The sequence below is a fragment of the Pseudodesulfovibrio cashew genome, from assembly GCF_009762795.1.
GTDB classification, from domain to species: domain Bacteria; phylum Desulfobacterota; class Desulfovibrionia; order Desulfovibrionales; family Desulfovibrionaceae; genus Pseudodesulfovibrio; species Pseudodesulfovibrio cashew.
The window spans coordinates 868,673-889,957 of sequence record NZ_CP046400.1 but is presented as its reverse complement, the minus strand read 5'-3'; the positions used below and the strand labels follow the sequence as shown (position 1 = coordinate 889,957).

Below are 21,285 nucleotides of genomic sequence, written 5' to 3'. Positions count from 1 at the left end.
TTAATCTTCTTTGCCGTGAACCAGAGTGTACAGGGCTCCCTTCCTGTCGAGCAGCTCCTGGTACGGGCCCTGTTCAACGATTTTGCCCGCCTTCAGGACCACGACCTTGTCGTAGTAGGGGAGCATGTCCAGCCGGTGGATGACCGCCAGGACCGTGGACTTGCCCTTGAGGTTGTTGGTGATGATGTTCTGGACCCGGGCCTGGGACTTGTTGTCCAGGGCGGCGGTGGCCTCGTCCAGGATGAGCACGGGCGGATTCTTGAGGAAGGTCCGGGCCAGGGCGATTTTCTGGCGCTGGCCGCCGGACAGGCGGTCGCCCATGGAGCCCACCTCGAACTCCAGGCCGATCTCGGCCACGGGTTCCAGGGCTCCCTGCATGATCAGGGCCTGCATGATGCGGTGGTTGATCTCGTCCTCCGCGCTGGGATCGTCGGAACGGACGCGGCCGAACAGAATGTTATCCTTGATGTTGACCGCGCCGATGTATTCGTCTCCCATGAAGAAGCTGAATGCGCCGGGACGGGTCTCGTTGACCAGGTCTATGAAGTCCTGGCGGGAGTTGACCACCCGGTTGGCGAATCCCCTGTCCAGGGGAACCTGGCGGTGTATGCCGGGCGTGAATCCCAGGGCGAGCTTGAGGATCAGGTCTTTTTCTTCCGCGCTGAGGGGTTCGCCGGAATCGATCCGGTTGGCCACCTTCTGGTATTCGCCGTACTCGGCCTCGGGAATGGGCGAACCTTCGAAGGCCTCGTGGGAAGGTTCGGGGCCCAGTTCGTCGGTGACCACGCGGGCCAGGGTCTCACCCAGCACGATGAGGTGCGCCATGAGGCCGTGGCTCTGGAGGAATTCGATGAATCCGGGCTGGAGATGGAGGTGCTCCTGGTCGTAGTCCTTCTCCACGGCCGCGCCGAAGGCGATGTTCTCGGCCACGGTCATGTAGTGGCTGTAGTTGTCCATCTCGAAAAATTCGATGTGCTCGGCCACGTCCGCGTACATGCCTTCCTGACCTTCCTGGAAGTCCCGGCGCACGGCCACGATGGAGTCGCGCAGGTCGTCGTGTTTTCCGTCCTCCAGGCGGGAGCGCAGGGCAAAGGCGAGCACGTCCGTGAACAGCCCCACCTGCTGGGTGATCTTGATCAGGGTGTCCAGGTCGGGTTCCTCGGCCGGGCCGGGGCAGTGCCCGCCCTGCATGGACAGGGACTGACAGGAATAGAGCAGGTTCTCGCGCACCGTGCCGTCGAAGATGAACGGGTGCTGGGCGACCATGCCGAGGTTATAGGACATGTCCGGCTTGGCCAGTTCGCAGACCTCCCTGCCGCCGACCATGACAGAACCGCTGGTGTACTTGTAGAGCTGGGCCACGCACAGGGCCAGGGTGGACTTGCCGGAGCCGGAGAAGCCGACCAGGGCAACATGTTCGCCGCCTTTGACCTTCAGCGAGACGCGGTCCAGCAGCTTGATGTTGCCGCCGACCACGAAGGTGAGATCCCTGACCTCCACATCGTTGTCCAGGGCGTAGGGCTCGCGGCCCACCACGTCCTGAGCGAACTCGGGGGTATGGTCGAAGGCGCGCATGATCTGCTTGTAGCGCACCGAGCTGTCCTGGTAGACCTGCCAGAACTCCATCAGCTCCTTCCACGGGTCGTAGAGCTTCTCGTAGGCCGAGAGAAAGGCCACGATGGCGCCGACGTCGAAGTGGCCCTGAATGGCGTAGTAGCCGCCGATGAGAAAGAGGACGAACGGTCCCAGGCTCATGAAGAAGTTGTTCACGAACTTGATGGCGAATTTCAGCGCGTTCTGGAGGACCGTGGCCTTGTAGAGCTCTTCGAGCACCAGCCTGAAGCGGCGCGACTCCAGGGGGATGGAGGCGTTGGAGTGGACCTCGTGCACGCCGGAGACGGCCTCGCCCACCAGGCCGGAGAGCTTCTGGGTGTGCTTGATGCGGCGGCGGTTGGCGCGTCGGAAATACTTCTGGATGCGGGGCAGGATGAAGATCTCCACCGGATAGATGGTGATGGAGATCAGGCCGATGGTCGGGTTGAGGTAGATCATGTACCCGGCCATGGCCAGGAAGGTCAGGATGTTGACCGCGGGTACGGCCACGGCCTGGCCGATGAAGGTGGCCACCGGAATGAACTCGGTGATGATGTAGGAGATGACGTTGCCGGGCGAGGTGCGGCGATAAAACTGGATGGGCAGGGAGAGCAGGTGCTCGTAAAGCCGCTCCCGGACCACCTTCAGGGTCCGCTCCCCGATGTAGACCTGCATCAGGTTGATGGCCAGCTTGAGGATGCCCGCCAGGGTGACCGTGCCGATGTAGAGGGCGCAGTAGCGGTACAGGGCGGGCAGATCCTTGAGGCCGATGGCTTCGTTGATGATCCGCTTCTGCAATTCCAACGGCAGGACGCGCATGGCCACGGTGATGACGATGATCCCGACCACGGCGAGCTGGAGGTGCAGGTTCTTGTACAACACCCACGAATACAGTGATGTTTTTGTTACGCGCTTGGTTTCATTGGCGTTCGGCATGGTTGTCCCGTTGCTTGCGGTGTGGAGTTAATGCATAGTGATATAAACGGAATGAGGCCGTTTTCCAAGTTTAATGTAATTATAATGGGCGGCCAGTGGACAGCGGCAGGACGCTGTGATCAAATCCGGGCGCAGGCGCAGCTTATGAAATTTTCCATCCGTATCAAGATATTCATCGTTCTCGTGGCCTTCAGTATGGGGCCGTTGCTCCTGTCGCGCACTCTCATGAGCCGGCAGGCGGGCAAGATGGTCGATCAGGTCTCCGGCGAGACACGGGGGGAGATGCTCAACATCATCCGCGCGGAGCTGGAGCACAACGCCGACAGCCTGCTGCGCTATTTCGAGGCGCGCGGCCAAGCCATCTCACTGAGCGCGCGCATGCTGGCCAGGCAGGCGGAGCACTATCTTGTCTGGCAGTTGCCGGAAAAGTCCTCGCCTGTCTATTACGCTTCCAATTTTCACCCCGGCAATGCGGCCCCGCCTGATCTGGCCCCCTCCGACCTCTATTTGCGCCGGGGGCGGACCAGCAAGGCCTCGCCATTGTACATCAGCCTGGAGCAGCCCGCCTTCCTGCTCTCCAAGATGGGCATGATGGATATGATGGAGGAACCGACAGATGCCGGGAAGACCGAAGAGGACATCCAGCGCCTCAACGAGCTCACCCCCGTCTTCAAGGCCCTTTTCAATGAACAGCGTAAGGACTCCCAATGGTTCAACGTCGGGCTGGAGTCCGGCGTGTTTCTCACCTATCCCGGACACGGTCACTTCCCCCCGCACTTCGATCACCGGAGTCAGAAATGGTATCTCAACGCCCGCCACGCAACGGACGAGGTCGTATGGACAGCGCCGGGCATTGATCCGGCCACCCGTTTGAGCGTGAGCACGGCCAGCTACCCCATTCGCGACAAGGAAGGGCGCTTCCTTGGTGCGGCTTCGGTGGACGTCCCCATTTTCCGAATTATCGAGGAAGCCCAGCTTCGTTCCCGCTGGAGCGGCGACATCGAGGCGTACATGGTTTATCGGAAACCGGGCGACGAGGACCGGCTGCTCATCCTGGCCCAACAGGCCTACGACGATGGCCAGCGCCGCCACTGGATGGTCGGCATCGAGCCCGACTGGATGAAGACCGATGATCCTCGAGGGATCGAGCCCCTGCTTGAGGCCATGAAACAGAACAAGGGCGGCGTGGTCAATCTGCGCCACAAGGGACAAAACGCATTCTGGGCCTATGCCTCCAACGACGAGATCAGCTTCATCCTCATCGCTCCCGATTCCGTGATTACCCGTCTGCCCGATCAGGTGGGCGGCACCCTGGGGACGCTCTTCAGCCGTATCAGGAGCATTTCCTCCATTGTCTCCGGAATCATGATCGTCATCATCGGTCTCATCGCCTGGTTCGGCTCGCGGGCCGTGACCAATCCCCTGCTGCACATGGCCGACGCGGCCAAACGGCTGGCCAAGGGAGACTTTTCCGTACACATGGACCTGCACACCGGCGACGAGCGGGACGAACTCATCCACGCCTTCAACGACATGGGCCCCAAGCTTCAGGAGCGGCTGCTGCTGCGCCGCGACCTGAAACTGGCGCAGGAAGTCCAGAACCTGCTGCTGCCCCGCAAGGAGCCCGAGCTGTGCGGGTTCGACATCGCGGGCGGGATTTCATTCTGTGATCAGACCGGCGGCGATTACTACGATTTCATCGAAATGGACGATCAGGGGACCCGTTCCCTCGGCGTGGTGCTGGGCGACGTGTCCGGCCATGGCGTGCAATCCGCCCTGGTCATGGCCACCACGCGCGGGCTGTTGCGTTCCCTCTCCTCGGCCGCCATTTCGCCCAGGGAACGCATCCAGACTGTCAACACGGTTCTCAGCCGGGACATGGACGGCACGGGTCGCTTCCTGACTCTTTTCTATCTCCGCCTCAAGGCGAATTCTCCGGAAATACAATGGGTGCGGGCGGGACACGAGCCCGCTATCCGATACAACCCGGAGACCGGCGTGTTCTCCGAGTTGAGCGGTGAAGGCCTCGCCCTGGGCGTGCTCGAGGAGTTTGAGTACGAGGACTACACGGCCTTCCTCGAACCGGGGGAAGTGCTTGTCATGGCCACGGACGGAATCTGGGAGGCCCGGAACGAAGAGGGCGAGATGTTCGGCAAGAAGAGAATGCTTGCCATCGTCAAGGAGAATGCGCACAACAATGCGGAGACCATTCGCGCGGCGTTGATGGACGCCGCCGGCGCATTCCGGCCCGCCGGGCAGGAGGACGACATCGCGGTGGTCGTCATCAAGAGGGACAAGGAAGTGAACGTCGACGCCACCACATTCCGGATGACCAACAAGGAAAACTGCTTCAAGTGCTTCCAGCCGCGCGTGGAATCCTTCGGCAGATGCCACGGTCTGCCGCCCAAGGCGGTCTTTCACCTCACTCTCGTGCTGGACGAACTGATCTCCAACATCATAACCTACGGCTACGCCGACCTGGACGAACATCCCATCGAGGTCACCATCGCCAAGCAGGACGACATGCTGACCATCCGAATCGAGGACGACGCCGAGCCCTTCAACATCCTGGAGGCGCCCGAGCCGGAGCTCGACACTCCGCTGGAGGAACGCCAGCGACAGATCGGGGGCATGGGCGTCCACCTGGTCAAGAACATGGTCAGCCACATCAAGTACCAGCGAAGCAACGGCAAGAACATTCTGACAATGACAAAAGATCTGAAGACCTGCGCCCACCAGGGGTAGGTTGCAATAGGGAGGAATCATGGCTCTGAAGGAAACCAAGGAAAACGGCGTCAGCGTCCTGACCGTCGACGGCAATCTCGATGCCGAAGGCACCCAGGTGCTTGAGGAAAAAGTCCTCGCCCTGCTCGAGGGCGGCGAGACCAAACTGCTCTTCGACTTTTCAGGGCTTGATTACATCAACTCTTCCGGCCTGCGCGTCCTGGTCCTGGCCTACCAGCGCCTCAAGAAGGCCTCCGGCGCCGTGGGCATCTGCGGTATCAAGGACTACATCCAGGAAGTCTTCGAGGTCTCGGGATACGACAAGATATTTCCCCTCTACGGAGATCGGACCGCCGCGCTGGACGCCATGTAGCCGTCGGGCGTTCCCTACATCCACCTGTCGTACCACGCCTGGAACATGAGCATGGTCCACAGCCGGTACTGGTTGTCGCGCCTGCCGCTCATGTGATCCGCCAGTTGCCCGGAAACGGCCTCGGCCCGGAACAGTCCCTGTTGCCGGATGCGGGCCGGGTCCAGGAGTTCGTGCGCCCAGTCGCGGAGCGGTCCGCGCAGCCAGTGCTCCAGCGGCGCGCCGAAGCCGGTCTTGGGTCGGTCCACCAACTCGCGCGGCACGTGCCGGTACAGGATCGTGCGCAGAATGCGCTTGCCCTCCCGCCCCGCAAGCAGCATGGGCAGGGGCAGCCGCCAGGCGAACTCCACCACCCGATGGTCCAGGAACGGCGCGCGTGACTCCAGGGCCACGCCCATGGCGGCGCGGTCGACCTTGTGCAGGATGTCCCCCGGCAGGTAGGTCACGGAATCCATGAACTGCATCCACCGCGTGTAGCCGTCCGTGCGCGGCCAGGCGCCGGGCCGGTCCACCAGCGTGGCGGGCTCGGGCGTCCCGGTCAGCGCGTTTGGATCGGGCCAGGCCGAGCAGAGCCGCTTGTAGAGCGCCTCCTTCGTGGGTGCGCCCAGTGCGTCGGCCAGCTTGTGGGCCTTGAAGCCGGGGGTGCGCACCCGCAGGGATTCCGGCAGCAGGCCGTCCGCCGCTTCGAACAGGGTGTCGTATCCGCCGGGCGGGACCAGCCGCATGGTCGAGGCCGCCAGCGTGCGCAGCGGCGCGGGAACGCTTCCGATTCGGTCCCACACGGCAGGGGCCCAGAAATGACGATTGTACCCGGCGAAGGTCTCGTCCCCGCCGTCTCCGGTGAGGCAGACGGTGACGTGCTCCCGGGTGAGTCTGGCCACCAGATGGGTGGGCAACTGCGAGGCGTCGGCAAAGGGCTCGTCGTAGAGCTCGGGCAGCCCGCCGATCAGGTCGAGCACGTGTTCCGGGGTGACGAAAAGTTCGGTGTGCTCCGTGCCCAGGTGGTCGGCCACGCGTCGGGCGTCCGAGGACTCGTCGTAGGCCTTGTCCGCAAAACCGATGGTGAAGCTGCGCACCGGGCGATCCGAGGCCGCCTGCATCAGCGCCGTAACCAGTGAGGAGTCGATTCCGCCCGAGAGCAGTGCCCCCAGGGGCACATCCGAGAGCATCTGGTTTTGCACCGCCTGCGAGAGCAGGGTTTCCAGTCCGTCCGCGGCCTCCTGCTCCGAGCCGGTGAACGGATCGGCCTGGGCGCGCTCCACGCAGTCACGCAGGGACCAGTAGGGCCTGGGGTTCCATTCCTGCGGTCTGTCCGCGCGGATGGATAGCAGATGGCCGGGCATGAGCTTGTGCGCGTTCGCATAAATGGAGCGCGGTTCGGGGACGTACTGGTAGCGCAGGAACAGGGAGAGGGCCTCCATGTCCAGCCCGGCCTCGAAGTCCGGGTGCGCCCGGAGCGCCTTCAGCTCCGAGCCGAAGACCAGCCCGCTGCCCGCCCGTCCGAAATAGAGCGGCTTCTCGCCCATGCGGTCCCTGGCCAAGTGCAGGATGCGCTCCTTCCGGTCCCAGAGGGCGAAGGCGAACATGCCCGCAAACCGGGTGAGTGCCCCTTCCACGCCCCAGACCTGGAACGCGGCCAGCATGACCTCGGTGTCCGAGTCCCCGCGCCAGGGCAGGAACGGGCCGCCTTCGGCCTCAAGTTCCCGACGCAGTTCCAGAAAATTGTATATCTCGCCGTTGTGGGCCAGCACGAATCGCCCGTCTCCGCCGTGCATGGGCTGCGAGCCCGCGGGCGAGAGGTCCAGGATGGAGAGGCGGCGATGCCCCAGCCCGACACCCGCCTCGGGATCGCCGTAGGCCCCGTGGGCGTCCGGACCCCGGTGGGCGAGGGTGTCGGCCATGCGTTCGGCCAGGGCCGCAAGCCCTTGCGCGTCGCCGGTCATGCCCGGATTGATGAAGCCGCAGATTCCACACATAGCAAGGATTCCTTACCAGCCCCCCCGACCTTTGGGAAGGAGCGAATGGCCGCCATGGCGGGGACGGGCGTGGGATGCTGCGGCGTGTCCTGATTGCCCTATAAGCCGATGGCGTCCGGTCAAGGGATTGTGATAGGGTATGCCATCTTGCAACAAACGGGAGTTTCCATGTTTCGCCGCGCGTCTTTTGTCCTGCTTATTCTTTTGCTGCTTTCCCTGCCCGCCGGAGCGGCGAACCTCTTTCCGCTGGAGCCGCCGGACACGTCCAGCCCCAGGGCCACGCTGAACAGCTTTCTCACCTATACGGACAAGCTTTACGAGGCGGCCACGGCCAGCAGGGAGGATGTCTTCCTGGAGCGGGAGTACCTGCAGCGGGCCGAACGCTGCTTCGATCTCGAGCAGGTCCCCCCGACTCTGCGAAGCGAAGTTGCGGTGGAATCCGTGCTCATGCTGCGCGAGATCCTCGACCGCATTGAGCTGCCCGAGACAGCGGACGTCCCGGACAAAAACCAGGTGCGGGAAAACAAGCTCCTGCGCTGGCGTATTCCCCATACCGAAATCACCATCGAAAGAATTGCGGCCGGTCCCCGCATGGGGTCCTACCTCTTTACTGCGGCCACGGTGGACCAGCTGGAAGGATTCTACAACGAGGTCAAGGACCTGCCGTATCGCATCGACAAGGGGCCGGACTACACCGGCTTCTACGAGCAGTACATTTACTCCTCGGGCTGGATGATCCCTGACGGATTTCTGAAGCGGTTGCCCGACTGGATGATGGAGGGCGTCCATGGTCAGGCCATCTGGCAGTGGCTCGCGCTGTTTGTGGTCATGGCAGTTTGCGGCTTTTCCATCTGGCTTGTCTGGAAATGGAGCAGGATTCGTCCGGACCAGGCCAAGCCGGGCAAACTCCATACGAAGCGCATGCTCTTTCCCCTGTACGCCATGGGGATGTGCACGTTCATCAAATTCATCGCCAACGACCAGATCAACATCACCGGCGACATCCTGCGCTACCTGACCGTGGTGCTCGGAGCCGCCTTTGCTGTCTTCGCCGGAATCGCGATCATCTACGCCGGAAACATCGTCATGCGGATGATAATAAGCTCCGCCAAGATCAAGGAGGAAGCCCTGGACGCCGACGTGATCAAGCTGCTGTGCAGGCTGGTCACCTTCTGCCTGATCTTCATCCTTTTCTACCACGTGGGGAGCCACTTCGGTATTCCTGTCACCGCCATCTTCGCTTCCGCAGGCATCGCGGGCGTGGCCGTGGCCCTGGCCGCGCGGGAAACCCTGGCCAACTTCTTCGGCGGAGTGTCCATCTTCATGGACCGTCCTTTTCGCGCCGGCGACTATATCGTCCTGGACAGCGGCGAGCGGGGCGAGGTCATGGCCGTGGGCATGCGCAGCACCCGGCTGCTCACCCGTGGCGACATCATGATCTCCATCCCCAACTCGGTCATCACCAACGCCAAAGTGGTGAACCAGAGCATGCCCCACCCCTCGTTCCGGGTGGGTGTCAAGATCGGGGTGGCCTACGGCTCCGACATCGACCTGGTGGAGGCCACGCTGCTGGAGATGGCCCGGCAGAACGCGCTGGTCATCGCCGATCCCGAGCCCCGGGTGCGCTTCCGCGCCTTCGGCGACTCCGCACTCGAATTCGAGCTGCTCTGCTGGGCGGCCCGCCCCCACGACCGGGGCAGGCTCGTGCACCTGCTCTGCAAGGACATCTACAGGGCTTTCAACGAGAAGGGCATTATCATCCCCTTCCCGCAGCAGGAAATTCACATCCACAGGACGGAGGACTGAGCAGGCGGCGGCGCGACCTGGCTGTGCCGGATGGTGTGTGCTCCGGAGAACTGATCCCGGAGTACGGTTATCCCGTTGCCGAGCTTGTCCCTTTGGCAGGTAGCCCTCTGAAAAGGCTTGCGAAGTATTCGTCGAAATTGGCTGGTCGCTTCACTTTCTCAAGTGACTTTCCCCTCTCTTCGGCTGCGGCCTTCGTGTCGCCAAGAGCAGAATAAGTCTTGCCGAGCAGGGCGTGAAAGACTCCCGGATCGTCAGGCACAAGGGTGAGCGCCTTCTGTGCGGACTCACGGGCACCCTCCGGGTCTCCCGAGTCGAGAAGCAGGTTGGTCAGGTGGTAGTAGAAGCCGGGGTACAGGCTGTCGTTACGGATGGCTTCCCGAACCGCCAGGACCGCCTCGTCGATTTTGTTTTGCCGCCTGTGGACATGGCTGAGCTGCAACAGGAAGTGCGCGTTCCCCTCGTTGAGAGCGATCGCCTGCCTGAGTTCGTCTTCAAATTCTTCCAGTGTGCAGCAATCGTTGAGCAAAGCTGTCAGATGTTGATAAAAACCGATGTAGAAGTCTTTTGTGGCAATGGCTTCACGAGCCATATGCAAAGCACTTCCGGTCTCTCCCTGTTGCAAGTACAACCGGCCCAGCCGCAAGCGGATAGCAGAACTCTGCGGATTATGGGAGATGGCCTCCTTCAGTACCTCTGCTGCTTTTGTAAACTCGTTGCGCGCGGCATGCATTGTTGCCAGATGCATGTGCAGGCCAGGATGATAGTTCACCACGCCCATGGCTTCCCGAGCCAGTTCGATTGCCGTTTCGCTCTGGCCGAAGTGGTCGTGAATCCGGCTTCGGAGTAGATGAAAATGAGGATTATCTGGGTCATGCCCGATTGCCTGTTGCAGCACTTCTTCCGTCCCCTGCAAGTCAAAGATCGAAATGAGCACGTTGAAGAGGGCGGAGTAGAACTCGTGGTGATAGTCCTTCGTGGCGATGGCCGCCAAGACGGCACGGGTTGCGGATCTTGCGTCATCCAGATGCGCGTGTATCACACCGAGTTGCAGGTGGAGGCGGGAGTCGAGGGGGGCGAGGGCAATGGCTTTTGTCAGGGCGTCGGCTGCTTCGGCATGATTCCCGGCTCCGTCCAGAAGATCGCCGAGAAAGGCGAAAAAGTATGGATTGTCGCTGACAAGTGCGATTGCCTGTTCGTTCTCCCGCAAAGCCGCAGGCAGATCCCCTGAAAGCCTGTGCTGCAGGCTTTGCTCCATCAGCAGGAAGGCATCCATGTTTTCCTCGAATCGCTTTCTCGGGCGAAATCCGAGCATGGCATCCTTGGCAGGTGCGTTGACACGGTCAATGTCTATGTGTCCCCCGGCGAGGTTCTCGAAGTCGCCTTTCGGATAGTTGAAATAGACAAAGTCCGAAGCGAAGATTTCGTCCACCAGTTCAACGGCCTCCGAGTCGTAGTAACCGAAGAGGCGCTTGCTGCTGGAGTGGATTCGCCTGGAGCAATAGGGCGCCTGGCGGATGTCACAGTGGCGGGCCGCGTTGATGGCTTCAGCGACTCTGTCGACCTCTTCGAGTTTCCCGATGTAATCGTATCGGACAAGGCCTGTCTGCGCGACGAGATGGGCTGGCCTGAGGTGCCAATCGATGGTGTTCAGATCCGACTGTTTCAAGAGATGCAAAAACTCGACAAAAGACAGTTGCCGGTTTTTGGCGGAATATTTTTGTCCGAACCAGGTGGCCCTGGGGTCCGGGGAATTACGAATCTTATCCAGATATCCCGACAAGACCCGGACATAGGGATTCCTGACAACGGTAAAAACAAAGAGCTTTTCCGAGAACGCTCTCAGGTGCTCTATGTTTTTTCTGAAATCGTTCTGGATTACCGTTTTGTTCTTGTGAGTGTGGACGTCTATCGAATCAATGTCGAAACCGGCAAAGTCGGCATCGCCCTCCAGTTCAACCATCATCCTCTTCATCGAGGTGTTGCCGCATTTGGGAAGCACGATATACAGGATGTTGTGATATCGAGATAGAGCAGCCCCGGAAAGATGCAACGGAAGAATCACATTGTTCACAACAACCCTCAAGACTTGTAGGTGAATTTGCCATTCGCCATGAAAAGACAGCAACCGTGGATCATGGGAAAAGTTAACCAGGCGAAACTCTATTTATACGGCACGTCGCATTTCCGGCACAAAGGTATTTTGTCGTATCTCCGTTCCATGTAACTGATGACATATTCCTTCATTTGTTCTCCCTGCATCATTGCCGCAAAAGACTCTTGTCCGATCTTTCCGATTGGCATCCTGCAGTTCGCATCATGGCATCCGCAAACGCTCACCTTGCCGTCGTGGTGAACGCAGGGATTGAAGAGCTGCCCGCAAAGCCGGGGACGCGAGTTCGCAATCGTCTTTGTCGTAAACAGCTTCAGCTGTTCGTCATATGGCCCTGATTCGACGTTACCCGCAAAATTGTGCGGTTCGCCTGAGATGTCGTACCGTCCCTTGATCCCGAGCCGCTCATAGAGCGCAAAGCATTTAGCCTTGAAGCTCTCGAAGTCATCCTCCTGGTTCCAGGAGTACGGGTAAATCCCTTTGATCACGAGCGAAATATCCTTGCCCGAGGCCTGGATGGCGTCGGAGAGCTGCTGCATGTTTCGGGTCGTCTTTTCGAAATCGGCTCCCACGTAGATGCTCTCGTAGGACTTGGCGTCATAGCCGGCGAACGAGATCTCAACGGAGGTCAGCCCGCTGTCCACGATCGCTTCAATCTTGCTTGGGGTTAACGCCGTTCCATTGGTGCAGAGCAGCGCCCTGGGCACATGCTTGCCGACATACCGGATGATTTTCTCGAATTCAGGATGAAGCGTCGGCTCTCCCTGAGGGCCGACAAGGGTCATGTTGGCGCCGATGGCGTTTATTTCTTCAACAACCTTCTGCAGCAACTCGAAGTCCATGAAGCCGGTATTTTCCTTCCATGCCTCATGTCCGCAAAAGACGCAGCGAAGATTGCACTTCTTCGAAATCTGGACCATCGCCCCATGGGGGAGGAATCCGGTGTCCTGGTATGCCTTCAATTCGCTCAGGTCCCACTCCACCTTCCGGATGTATTCGTCCAACATGGTGGCCGCCGGGTGCGAGCTGCGCTTTTCGCACTGCTCGATCATGGCGCTCATTGCCCGCAGTTCTTCCCTGGTGGAAAACGGAAGCCTGTAGAAAGAACGGTCGATGACGAGGTAATTCGAAACGCCTCGAAGCCGCAATGTGCTGGTTATTTCAGGGTAGAAAGCGGAGGCGACCACGATCAGGTCGATGGAGTCCAGTACTGTGGATAAATCATCGACCCGGATGCACGGGAGATCGTGAAATGTGTCTGACTTATACGTATCCAGAAAGCAGCGTATTGATACGTCGGGACGGAATTCCTGCAAAATCATCATGATTTTCTGTCCGGATTCGCCCGCACCATATATTGCGACACGGCTTCCTTTCGGGATGTCACTCAGCGATCTCTTGTTCATAATTCCACCTTTCCAATCCAAATCCGTCATTGGGTACGATGTCGCTGCAACTGGAGCAACAATGCTTCTAAACTGAACTCTTTACTCTTTCGGCTGTCATGAGGCCTTGGCACAACTTCCCATCTATTAATCGGCACGGCCAGGCAAAAATTTAGATGCCTCATGGACTGAGCATGCTGAAGGCTGGAGATGCTCCTTGCCGCAAATCAGTTGTAAAGTTTAGTTTTAATAATATGTTAGATGGCTATCCTGGTTCCGTCAAGAGGTGGCGGCCAGCCAGGGCCGGGCAAGTGCAAAATTGGAACGAAGATTTTCGCCAGCCCTAAGCGGGAGCAGGGGCAGGGCAAGGGCGTGTCAGATGTTTGATGCCCTTTGGAGGGCGTCAGCCTCTGGTGGCGGCAGCCGAAGGCGGTCGGGGGATTTCAGCTCCTCCGGCTGCCGGGAAGGGTGCCGTTGAGAAAGGTGTCGATGCACACGCGGAAATGGGCCATTCGCTCTTCGCGGGTGGCCCAGCCGAATCCGCCGATGGCCTCGAAGATGACCGCGCCGGTGAACATGTCCATGAGCATGTGGGCGGTGTTGTCAGGATCGTCAATGACAAGGCGCCCTTTGGCGCACTGGCGGTCCAGCCACGCCGCAAGTTCGGTCCGAGTTCTTTCGCCGCCCCGGCTGCGGAGGATTTCACGCAGTTCCGGGTGCTGCACGGACTCGACATGGGCGGCGCGCAGGAAGGCCGCCCTGAGTTCATAGCTCGGCTGGTCCAGCCCGATCATGAAGATCCTGGCCAAGGCCTGGTCCAGCGGGAGGTCGTCGTACCCGTCGCCGAGGTCGATCATGCTCAGTCGGTGGGATTCGACCACTGCGGCGAACAGTTCGATCTTGCACGGAAAAAGCCGGTACAGGGTCTGCTTGGAGATTTGGCAATGGGCTGCGATCTGTTCCGTGGACGTGCCGTTGAACCCCCTTTCAACAAAGAGTTTTTCCGCCTCGGCAACGATCAGGGCCCGGCGCTGGTCGTCGGGCATGACCTTGGGTCGGCCCCGCTTCCCCTTGGGTTTCGGCTTGGTCATGGAATGCTCATTTAACAAAATTTCACCATTTTCGGGATTGACTCTCCGGCTTACCGTTAATAAAGGTACTGCCTGGTACCATAAATAAAGCCTTTTACAGGCGTCAAGAGGAGCCTCCATAAATGTATAATAAAGTTTCGACCCCTCCCCGTGCGGCGACCCTGCTGGCCCTGGCCTGCCTGCTGCTCACGGTCGTCCTGGCAGGATGCGACGAGAAGACGTCCGAGGCCAAGGGCGCTCCTGCCGCGCCCGTCGAGGTCGGCATAATCGCCCTGCATCCACAGGCCGTGCCGCTGAATACCGAGCTTCCGGGCCGGACCACCGCTTCGCTGGTGGCCGAAGTCCGCCCCCAGGTGGACGGCATCATTCGCGAGCGGCTCTTCCGCGAGGGTAGCGAGGTCCATGCCGGTGAAGTGCTCTACCGGGTTGCGCCTTCCACCTACCAGGCCGAGTACAGCAACGCCCTGGCTGCCCTGAAGAGGGCTCAGGCCTCCCTGCCCAGCTCCGAGAGCAAGGCCAAGCGCTACGCCGAACTGATCGGCCAGGGAGCCATCTCCAAGCAGGACTATCAGGACGCCAAGGCCGTGTTCGAAGCCGATCTGGCCGCCGTGGCCTCGGCCAAGGCCGCCCTGGAGAGCGCCAAGATCAGCCTGGACTACACCGAGATCAAGGCCCCCATCAGCGGCCGCGTGGAAATGTCCGACCTTACCCCGGGAGCCCTGGTCACGGCCAATCAGAGCGCGCCTCTGACGACCATCCGTCAGCTTGACCCCATCAACGTGGACCTGACCCAGTCGAGCACCACCATGCTCAACCTGCGCCAGGCCATCGCCTCCGGCGTGATCACTGTCGAGGGCAAGACCATGACCGTCAAGCTGAAGCTCGAAAACGGGACCGTCTACCCCTATGAGGGCACCGTCGAATTTTCCGGTGCCAAGGTGGACGAGGCCACCGGCACGTATACCCTGCGCGCCGAGTTCCCCAACCCGGACCGTCTGCTGCTGCCCGGCATGTACGTTCGGGCCATTATTCAGGATGGCGTGTTCCAGAACTGCTACCTGGTGCCGCAGCGGGCCGTGGGCCGGACCCCCAAGGGCGAGCCCGTGGGCCTGTTCGTGGACAAGGACGGCAAGGTCGAGCAGCGCATCCTCGACGTGCGCCGAAGCTACGGCAACTCCTGGCTGGTCGGTTCCGGCATCAGCGACGGCGACCGCCTCGTGGTGCAGGGTTCCCAATTTATCCGTGCAGGCCAGACCGTGACGGTCAAGGAAATGATCCTGGATGACGCCACCGGCGAGATCAGGCCCGCGCAGGCTCCGGCAACGCCTGCGGCGGAAAGCAAGGAAGGCTAGGCAGGCTCATGTCCGAATTCTTCATCCGGCGGCCCATCTTCGCCTGGGTCATCGCTATCGTCATCATGCTCGGCGGCCTGCTGGCCCTGCGGACCCTGTCCATCTCCCAGTATCCCGAGATCGCTCCGACCACCGTCCGGATCACCTGCACCTATCCCGGCGCGGACGCCAAGACCGTGGAGAACTCGGTGACCAAGGTCATCGAGCAGGGCATGACCGGCATCGACTATCTGGACTACATGACCTCCACCTCGACCTCCACGGGTCGGGCGGAGATATCCCTGACCTTCACCAACGCCGCCGACCCCGACGTGGCCCAGATGCAGGTCCAGAACAAGCTCCAGCAGGTCACCTCCCAGTTGCCGGACGTTGTCCAGAGCAACGGACTGAGCGTGACCAAGTCGTCGGCCAGTTTCCTGATGGTCCTCGGTTTCGTCTCCACGGACGACACCATGACCTCCACGGACATCGCCGACTTCGTGGACAGCTCCCTGAACGATACCCTCAAGCGCGTGGAGGGCGTGGGCGACACCCGGCTGTTCTCCTCGTCCTACGCCATGCGCATCTGGCTCAACCCGGACAAGCTCACCGAGTTTTCGCTGATGCCCAGCGATGTGGCCCGGGCCATCGAGGCCCAGAATACGCAGATTTCCGCCGGCCAGCTCGGCGGCCTGCCCGCAGTACGGGGCCAGCAGCTCAACGCGACCATCACCGCGCGCAGCCGACTGCAGACCCCCGAGCAGTTCCGGGATATCATCATCAAGAGTTCTCCCGACGGTTCGGTGGTGCGCATTCGCGACGTGGCCAGAGTTGAGCTCGACGCCGAGAGCTACACCACCAGCACCACATACAACAAACATCCCACTGCGGGGCTGGCCATCCAGTTGGCCACCGGGGCCAACGCCATCCAGACCGCCGAGGCCGTGGAAAAGACCATCGCCGAGCTCACGCCCACGTTCCCGAGCGGCGTGGAGGTCGTCTATCCCTACGACACAACGCCTTTCGTCAAGCTCTCCATCGAGGATGTGATCGAGACCCTGATCGAGGCCATCGTCCTGGTCTTCATCGTCATGCTCCTGTTCCTGCAGAACGTCCGGGCCACGTTCATCCCGACCATTGCCGTGCCCGTGGTTCTGCTCGGAACCTTCGCGGTGCTTTCGATAATGGGGTATTCCATCAATACCCTGACCATGTTCGCCATGGTCCTGGCCATCGGCCTCCTGGTCGATGATGCCATCGTCGTTGTCGAGAACGTGGAGCGCGTCATGGCCACAGAAGGGCTCGGCCCCCGCGAGGCCACGCGCAAGTCCATGAAGGAGATCTCCGGCGCACTGGTGGGCATTGCCACGGTTTTGTCCGCAGTCTTCGTGCCCATGGCCTTCTTCGGCGGCTCGGTGGGCGTCATTTACCGCCAGTTCTCGGTGACCATCGTCTCGGCCATGCTCCTGTCCGTGGTTGTTGCGCTGATTCTGACCCCGGCCCTGTGCGCCACCATGCTCAAACCCGCTCACGGCGAGAGTAAATCCCGCTTCTTCGGCTGGTTCAACCGGGCGTTCGATTTCGGCACCAACGCCTATCACGACGGAACGGCCTGGATGCTTCGCCGCACCGGGCGCTTCCTGCTGGTCTTCGTGCTCATCACCGGGGTCATGGGCTGGATGTTCTACCGACTGCCCAGTTCCTTTCTGCCCATGGAGGACCAGGGCATCCTGATCGCCATGGTCCAGCTTCCCACGGGAGCCACCCAGGAGCGGACCAAGCGGGTTCTGACCGAGGTCAGCGACCACTTTTTGAACAATGAGAAGGAGGCCGTTGAAGGCGTTCTCACCGTGGCCGGGTTCAGCTTCAGCGGCGCGGGCCAGAACGTGGGCATCGGCTTCATCCGGCTCAAGCCCTTTGAGGAACGCAAGGACCCCTCCCTGTCGGCCCAGGCAGTGGCCGGGCGGGCCATGGGCGCATTCTTCAGAAACCGTGAGGCCCGGATCTTCTGCCTTGCTCCGCCCGCCATTCATGGGATGGGCAACTCCAACGGCTTCGACTTCTACCTGCGGGACATCAACGGTGCCGGACATCAGCAGCTCATGGCCGTGCGCAACCAGTTCCTGGGCATGGCCGCCAAGAGTCCGCTACTGGCAAACACCCGGCCCAACGGGCAGGAGGATGAGCCCCAGTATCACATCGACATCGACCAGGAGAAGGCCAGTGCGTTCGGGCTCTCCTTCTCGGATATCAACACCACCCTGTCCACGGCCTGGGGCAGTGACTACGTCAACGACTTCATCGACCGAGGCCGCGTCAAGCCGGTCTACCTGCAGGGAGACAAGGGCTTCCGCATGCAGCCCGAGGACGTGAACCGCTGGTTCGTGCGTAACGACAAGGGCGGCATGGTTCCCTTCGCCTCCTTTGCCAATGGGCGCTGGACCTACGACTCCCCGCGCCTTGAGCGTTACAACGGTTCCTCCGCCCTGGAGATTCAGGGCCAGGCCGCCCAGGGGGTCAGCTCCGGCGACGCCATGGCCGAGGTCCGGCGGCTGGTCGCCCAGCTTCCGCCCGGCTATGCCATGTCCTGGACGGGCCTCTCCGCCCAGGAGGAACTCTCCGGTAACCAGGCCGCGCCGCTCTATGCCATCTCGGTGCTGGTTGTCTTCCTCTGTCTGGCCGCTCTGTATGAGAGTTGGTCCATCCCGTTCGCGGTCATCATGGCCGTGCCCATCGGCATCTTCGGCGCGCTGCTGGCGGCGAGCACCTTCGGGCAAAGCAACGACGTCTACTTCAAGGTCGGCCTGCTGACGACCATCGGCCTGACTGCCAAGAACGCCATCCTCATCGTGGAGTTCGCCGTGGCGGAGCAGGCCGCCGGCCTGGACGTCATCAAGGCCACCCTCAAGGCGGCCCGGCTGCGTCTGCGCCCGATCCTGATGACCTCGTTCGCCTTCATCCTCGGCGTTCTCCCCCTGGCCGTGGCCTCGGGAGCCGGTTCCGGCGCGCAGAACTCCGTCGGTATCGGCGTCATGGGCGGCATGCTCTCGGCCACCGTGCTGGGCGTTTTCTTCATCCCGCTGCTCTACGTGGGCCTGAGGAAGGTCTTCAAGTACAAGCCCCCGGTGGACTGGGACGAACCCGAAACCCCCGGAAGCGGGGAGGGCTCGGCCTAGGCTCCGTTCCTCATCGGTAACGGGCAGGAAACGCCGTAACCCACCTGTGCCAGTAATTAGGGCGCACCGGATTATCCGGTGCGCCCTTTTTTTTGGAGACGATATCCAAAGCGCTGTTGAAGCTGTACGCCAAGCGCTTGCGACGGCCTTTCCTCACACGAGTCGTTCGGAAAGCCGGCTGAAAAGCAGTTGTCCCATACCAATAAAATGGGCACAGCAGAGAGGGCTGATGGGATTGATATACGCAAAGAAAAAGCCCTTACGAAGGATTCTCCGTAAGGGCTTGATCTTCAATGGTGCTCAGGGACAGAATTGAACTGCCGACACGGGGATTTTCAGTCCCCTGCTCTACCGACTGAGCTACCTGAGCGCCGGTGAGAGGGAGTAATTACCGAAACGAGAGGGTGTTGGCAAGTCCTTTTTTGCCCGAATTCGGATTTTTCCTGCATTGGGGTTATTCGGAGCCGGGAGCCGGGGCGGCCATGGAGAGGATTCGGGCGGCGTATTCGGTACGCAGGGCCTCGAGATAGTCCGTGTCGATGGGGCCTTTCCAGGTGGTCAGCTCGGTGTATCGCTTGGGAATTTTCACCTGGCGGGGGTCGTAGCCCATGCGGACGCGCAGGCGCCAGCGGAGGCGTTGGACACGTTCGCCGATGGCGGAGAGGGAGCTGCCGAACCCGGTGTGGCCCACTGCGTCCAGGGCTTCGGCCAGCAAGTCTTCGGTGTAGACTCCGCGAGAGAACAGGCAGCCCACCATGCAGTTGACCACGATGCGCTTGCGGCTATCCTCGATCAGAAACTCCAGGGCCTTGTCCACGTCCTTTTCGTCGTGCTTCTGGTCCCAGGCGTAGCCGCCCGCGTCCAGGTGGGAGTGGCGGAAGCCGAGCCCTTCGGACACGAAAAAGACCTCGCCCGTGGCGTAGCCGGCCATCTCCTGGCCGAGGACGCAGGCGAAATCCTCTCCGCCGAAGCGGGCTGCGCATTTGAGGGTGCCCTGGGCCAGCTGGCGATAGAACTCGTTGGGCGGGCGGCTTATCAGCTCCACCCCGCGCATGTAGGTCTCGGCGTCGCCCCAGGCGAAGTCGAGCAGGGTTTCCCCTTTGCTGACCACGCCCTTCTCCAGAGCCTCCGTGGCCCAGGCCAGGGCCACACCAGCAGACATGCAGTCCAGCCCCTCCTTCTCGATGACATCGAGGATGCGCAGGACCTGGCTGGGGTCCGTGACCTCGAGCATGCCGCCACAGGAATAGATGGGCTCGTAGTCGTAGCCCACCTGGCGGTAGAGATACTGGTTGTTGGCCTGGAACCGCTCGCGCACGAATCCGATGTGGATGCAGCCCACCGGACACCCGGCGCAGGCCGCGTTGCGCAGCAGGACGTCGTCCGCGAACCGCTCGCCGGAGATGGCCTCTGCCGCCGGGGCGGCCGTGGCCTGAAGATTGCGCCAGGGCAGGGACTTGAGCCCGTTGAGCGGGTTGATGTTTATGGCCGTGCCCACGCCGTGGTACTTGGCCATCATCTCGGTTGTGGTCAGTTGCTCAAAGATGCGCCGGTAGAGCTTCGGATAGGCCTTGCCCTCGGGCAATGGGAAGCCCTGATCGCCCAGGATGCAGATGCCCTTGAGATTTTTCGCGCCCATCACCGTGCCGCCGCCCATGCGCCCGAAGTGGCGGAAGGTATCCACGTTGATGCAGGCGTAGGCCGAGAGGTTTTCGCCGGCCGGGCCGATGCGCAGGATGGAGCGCCTGCCCGCGCCGGGGAACATCTTGCGCAGCACTCGCCCGGTCTGGAGGGCGTCGAAGCCGCGCAGGAATTCCACGTCGCGCAGGTCCGTACCGCCAGAGCCCACGCACAGGGCGGTCAGGCGGGGTGCCCTGCCGGTCACCACCAAGGCGTCAAGGTCGGCGAACCTGAGGGACAGGGCGGATTTCCCGCCCGCGTAGCTCTCGGTATATTCATCATGGTAGGGCGAGCGAAAGGCGCAGCAGGTCTTGGACATCAGCGGGTAGTAACCGGTCAGCGGGCCGATGGCGAAGATCAGCGGCTGGTCCGGGTCGTCCCAGCTCCGGTCCATGTGGCCGTACGTCTCGAACAGGAGCGCGGCCAGTCCCGAACCGCCCAGAAATTCGGCTCTTCCCGTGTGCTCGGCGATGCGTGTGGCGCCGCTGGACAGGTCCACGACCATGACGCGGAAGAAATCCCTAATCATGGTCAGCCTCCCCGTCCTTTTCACGCGGTGAAAGATCGGCCATCTCCAGGCAGTTGTGCGGACAGAACGCCACGCACTGCCCGCAGTGAATGCAGACGTAGGGATTGTTCTCGCTGTCCAGGTAGATGGCGTCTACGGGGCACGCCTCGGCGCACAGACCGCAGCGGACACAGAGAGATTTCTTTTGCATCACGCCTCCGTCCCTGCGTTGGACGAGCGCACCCGAGGGACACGCTTCGGCGCACGGGGCCGGGTGGCAGGCCAGACAGACCTTGGCCTCGAATCCGGTGGACAGACCGCCCGCCGAGGCAATGCGGATACCCGCCCTGTTCCAGGAGAGAAAATGGTGGACCTGTCGCGAACAGGCCAACGAACACGAATGGCAGCCGATGCACCGTTCCATTCGCGCCGCTCTCAGCGCTTTCATAACTGCTGTCTCCGGCGGCCGGAAAAACGAAACGCCTCTCGTAAGAGGGTCTCCGTTCATGTCTTTCGGGCCGCCACCCCTTCCCCGGATTGCCGCAGGGGCGATGCCCGCGTGTGCCGCAGCCCGAAGGCTTGCCTGGCAGCGGGCGGGA

The 21,285-nt window shown here is 61.4% G+C and carries 12 protein-coding genes and 1 tRNA gene; 5 read left to right on the top strand and 8 right to left on the bottom strand.

Annotated features, from left to right (window positions below; translation table 11 throughout):
* The gene (locus GM415_RS03915; RefSeq protein WP_158946524.1) at nt 1–2,529 is read right to left on the bottom strand and encodes an ABC transporter ATP-binding protein/permease; all 2,529 of its coding nucleotides are present in this window, start codon (nt 2,527–2,529) and stop codon (nt 1–3) included.
* Nucleotides 2,530–2,673: 144 nt separating this feature from the next.
* Between GM415_RS03915 and GM415_RS03910 the strand changes: the two genes are divergently transcribed.
* Both GM415_RS03910 and GM415_RS03905 read left to right on the top strand, forming a co-directional pair.
* The gene (locus tag GM415_RS03910; protein WP_242012343.1) at nt 2,674–5,274 is read left to right on the top strand and encodes a SpoIIE family protein phosphatase; all 2,601 of its coding nucleotides are present in this window, start codon (nt 2,674–2,676) and stop codon (nt 5,272–5,274) included.
* A gap of 19 nt (nt 5,275–5,293) precedes the next feature.
* Nucleotides 5,294–5,626 carry an STAS domain-containing protein gene (locus tag GM415_RS03905; RefSeq protein WP_158946523.1) on the top strand — a complete coding sequence of 111 codons (333 nt, stop codon included), beginning with the start codon at nt 5,294–5,296 and terminating at the stop codon, nt 5,624–5,626.
* A 14-nt stretch (nt 5,627–5,640) separates the two neighbouring features.
* Here the strand turns inward: GM415_RS03905 and asnB are convergent, their stop codons facing one another.
* Nucleotides 5,641–7,599, bottom strand: coding sequence for an asparagine synthase (glutamine-hydrolyzing) (gene asnB, locus GM415_RS03900; RefSeq protein WP_158946522.1), 1,959 nt, complete (start codon nt 7,597–7,599; stop codon nt 5,641–5,643).
* A gap of 168 nt (nt 7,600–7,767) precedes the next feature.
* On the opposite strand from asnB, the gene GM415_RS03895 reads away from it, so the two are divergent.
* The gene (locus GM415_RS03895; protein WP_158946521.1) at nt 7,768–9,405 is read left to right on the top strand and encodes a mechanosensitive ion channel family protein; all 1,638 of its coding nucleotides are present in this window, start codon (nt 7,768–7,770) and stop codon (nt 9,403–9,405) included.
* Between the two features lie 67 nt (nt 9,406–9,472).
* On the opposite strand, the gene GM415_RS03890 is transcribed toward GM415_RS03895, so the two are convergent.
* The 3 genes from GM415_RS03890 to GM415_RS03880 all read right to left on the bottom strand — a co-directional run bounded on the left by GM415_RS03890 (nt 9,473) and on the right by GM415_RS03880 (nt 13,991).
* Nucleotides 9,473–11,476, bottom strand: coding sequence for a sulfotransferase family 2 domain-containing protein (locus tag GM415_RS03890; RefSeq protein WP_158946520.1), 2,004 nt, complete (start codon nt 11,474–11,476; stop codon nt 9,473–9,475).
* A gap of 89 nt (nt 11,477–11,565) precedes the next feature.
* Nucleotides 11,566–12,921, bottom strand: a complete 1,356-nt coding sequence (locus GM415_RS03885; RefSeq protein ID WP_158946519.1) for a radical SAM protein — start codon at nt 12,919–12,921, stop codon at nt 11,566–11,568.
* A gap of 422 nt (nt 12,922–13,343) precedes the next feature.
* Nucleotides 13,344–13,991, bottom strand: a complete 648-nt coding sequence (locus GM415_RS03880) for a TetR/AcrR family transcriptional regulator (protein WP_158946518.1) — start codon at nt 13,989–13,991, stop codon at nt 13,344–13,346.
* Nucleotides 13,992–14,113: 122 nt separating this feature from the next.
* Here GM415_RS03880 and GM415_RS03875 point away from each other — a divergent pair, with 122 nt between their 5' ends.
* Entirely contained in the window at nt 14,114–15,343 is a 1,230-nt protein-coding gene (locus GM415_RS03875) for an efflux RND transporter periplasmic adaptor subunit (RefSeq protein WP_158946517.1), read from the top strand.
* Nucleotides 15,344–15,351: 8 nt separating this feature from the next.
* Nucleotides 15,352–18,498: an efflux RND transporter permease subunit gene (locus GM415_RS03870; protein ID WP_158946516.1), complete on the top strand. Its 3,147-nt coding sequence runs from the start codon at nt 15,352–15,354 to the stop codon at nt 18,496–18,498.
* A gap of 294 nt (nt 18,499–18,792) precedes the next feature.
* Here GM415_RS03870 and GM415_RS03865 read toward each other — a convergent pair.
* The 3 genes from GM415_RS03865 to GM415_RS03855 form a co-directional block, all read right to left on the bottom strand.
* Nucleotides 18,793–18,868 (bottom strand) — tRNA-Phe (locus GM415_RS03865).
* 84 nt (nt 18,869–18,952) lie between these two features.
* Nucleotides 18,953–20,707, bottom strand: coding sequence for an aldehyde ferredoxin oxidoreductase C-terminal domain-containing protein (locus GM415_RS03860; RefSeq protein ID WP_158946515.1), 1,755 nt, complete (start codon nt 20,705–20,707; stop codon nt 18,953–18,955).
* A complete protein-coding gene (locus GM415_RS03855) occupies nt 20,700–21,134 on the bottom strand; it encodes a 4Fe-4S binding protein (RefSeq protein ID WP_158946514.1) in 435 nt (144 codons plus the stop codon). The genes GM415_RS03860 and GM415_RS03855 overlap by 8 nt, the downstream gene beginning before the upstream one ends.
* Nucleotides 21,135–21,285: the final 151 nt, after the last annotated feature.

Excerpts from the sequence above, each read along its gene's own strand:
- GM415_RS03880 (WP_158946518.1), bottom strand. The coding sequence starts at position 13,991 with ATGACCAAGCCGAAACCCAAGGGGAAGCGGGGCCGACCCAAGGTCATG.
- asnB (WP_158946522.1), bottom strand. The coding sequence starts at position 7,599 with ATGTGTGGAATCTGCGGCTTCATCAATCCGGGCATGACCGGCGACGCG.
- GM415_RS03895 (WP_158946521.1), top strand. The coding sequence starts at position 7,768 with ATGTTTCGCCGCGCGTCTTTTGTCCTGCTTATTCTTTTGCTGCTTTCC.
- GM415_RS03915 (WP_158946524.1), bottom strand. The coding sequence starts at position 2,529 with ATGCCGAACGCCAATGAAACCAAGCGCGTAACAAAAACATCACTGTAT.
- GM415_RS03905 (WP_158946523.1), top strand. The coding sequence starts at position 5,294 with ATGGCTCTGAAGGAAACCAAGGAAAACGGCGTCAGCGTCCTGACCGTC.
- GM415_RS03870 (WP_158946516.1), top strand. The coding sequence starts at position 15,352 with ATGTCCGAATTCTTCATCCGGCGGCCCATCTTCGCCTGGGTCATCGCT.
- GM415_RS03855 (WP_158946514.1), bottom strand. The coding sequence starts at position 21,134 with ATGAAAGCGCTGAGAGCGGCGCGAATGGAACGGTGCATCGGCTGCCAT.
- GM415_RS03875 (WP_158946517.1), top strand. The coding sequence starts at position 14,114 with ATGTATAATAAAGTTTCGACCCCTCCCCGTGCGGCGACCCTGCTGGCC.
- GM415_RS03910 (WP_242012343.1), top strand. The coding sequence starts at position 2,674 with ATGAAATTTTCCATCCGTATCAAGATATTCATCGTTCTCGTGGCCTTC.
- GM415_RS03885 (WP_158946519.1), bottom strand. The coding sequence starts at position 12,921 with ATGAACAAGAGATCGCTGAGTGACATCCCGAAAGGAAGCCGTGTCGCA.
- GM415_RS03860 (WP_158946515.1), bottom strand. The coding sequence starts at position 20,707 with ATGATTAGGGATTTCTTCCGCGTCATGGTCGTGGACCTGTCCAGCGGC.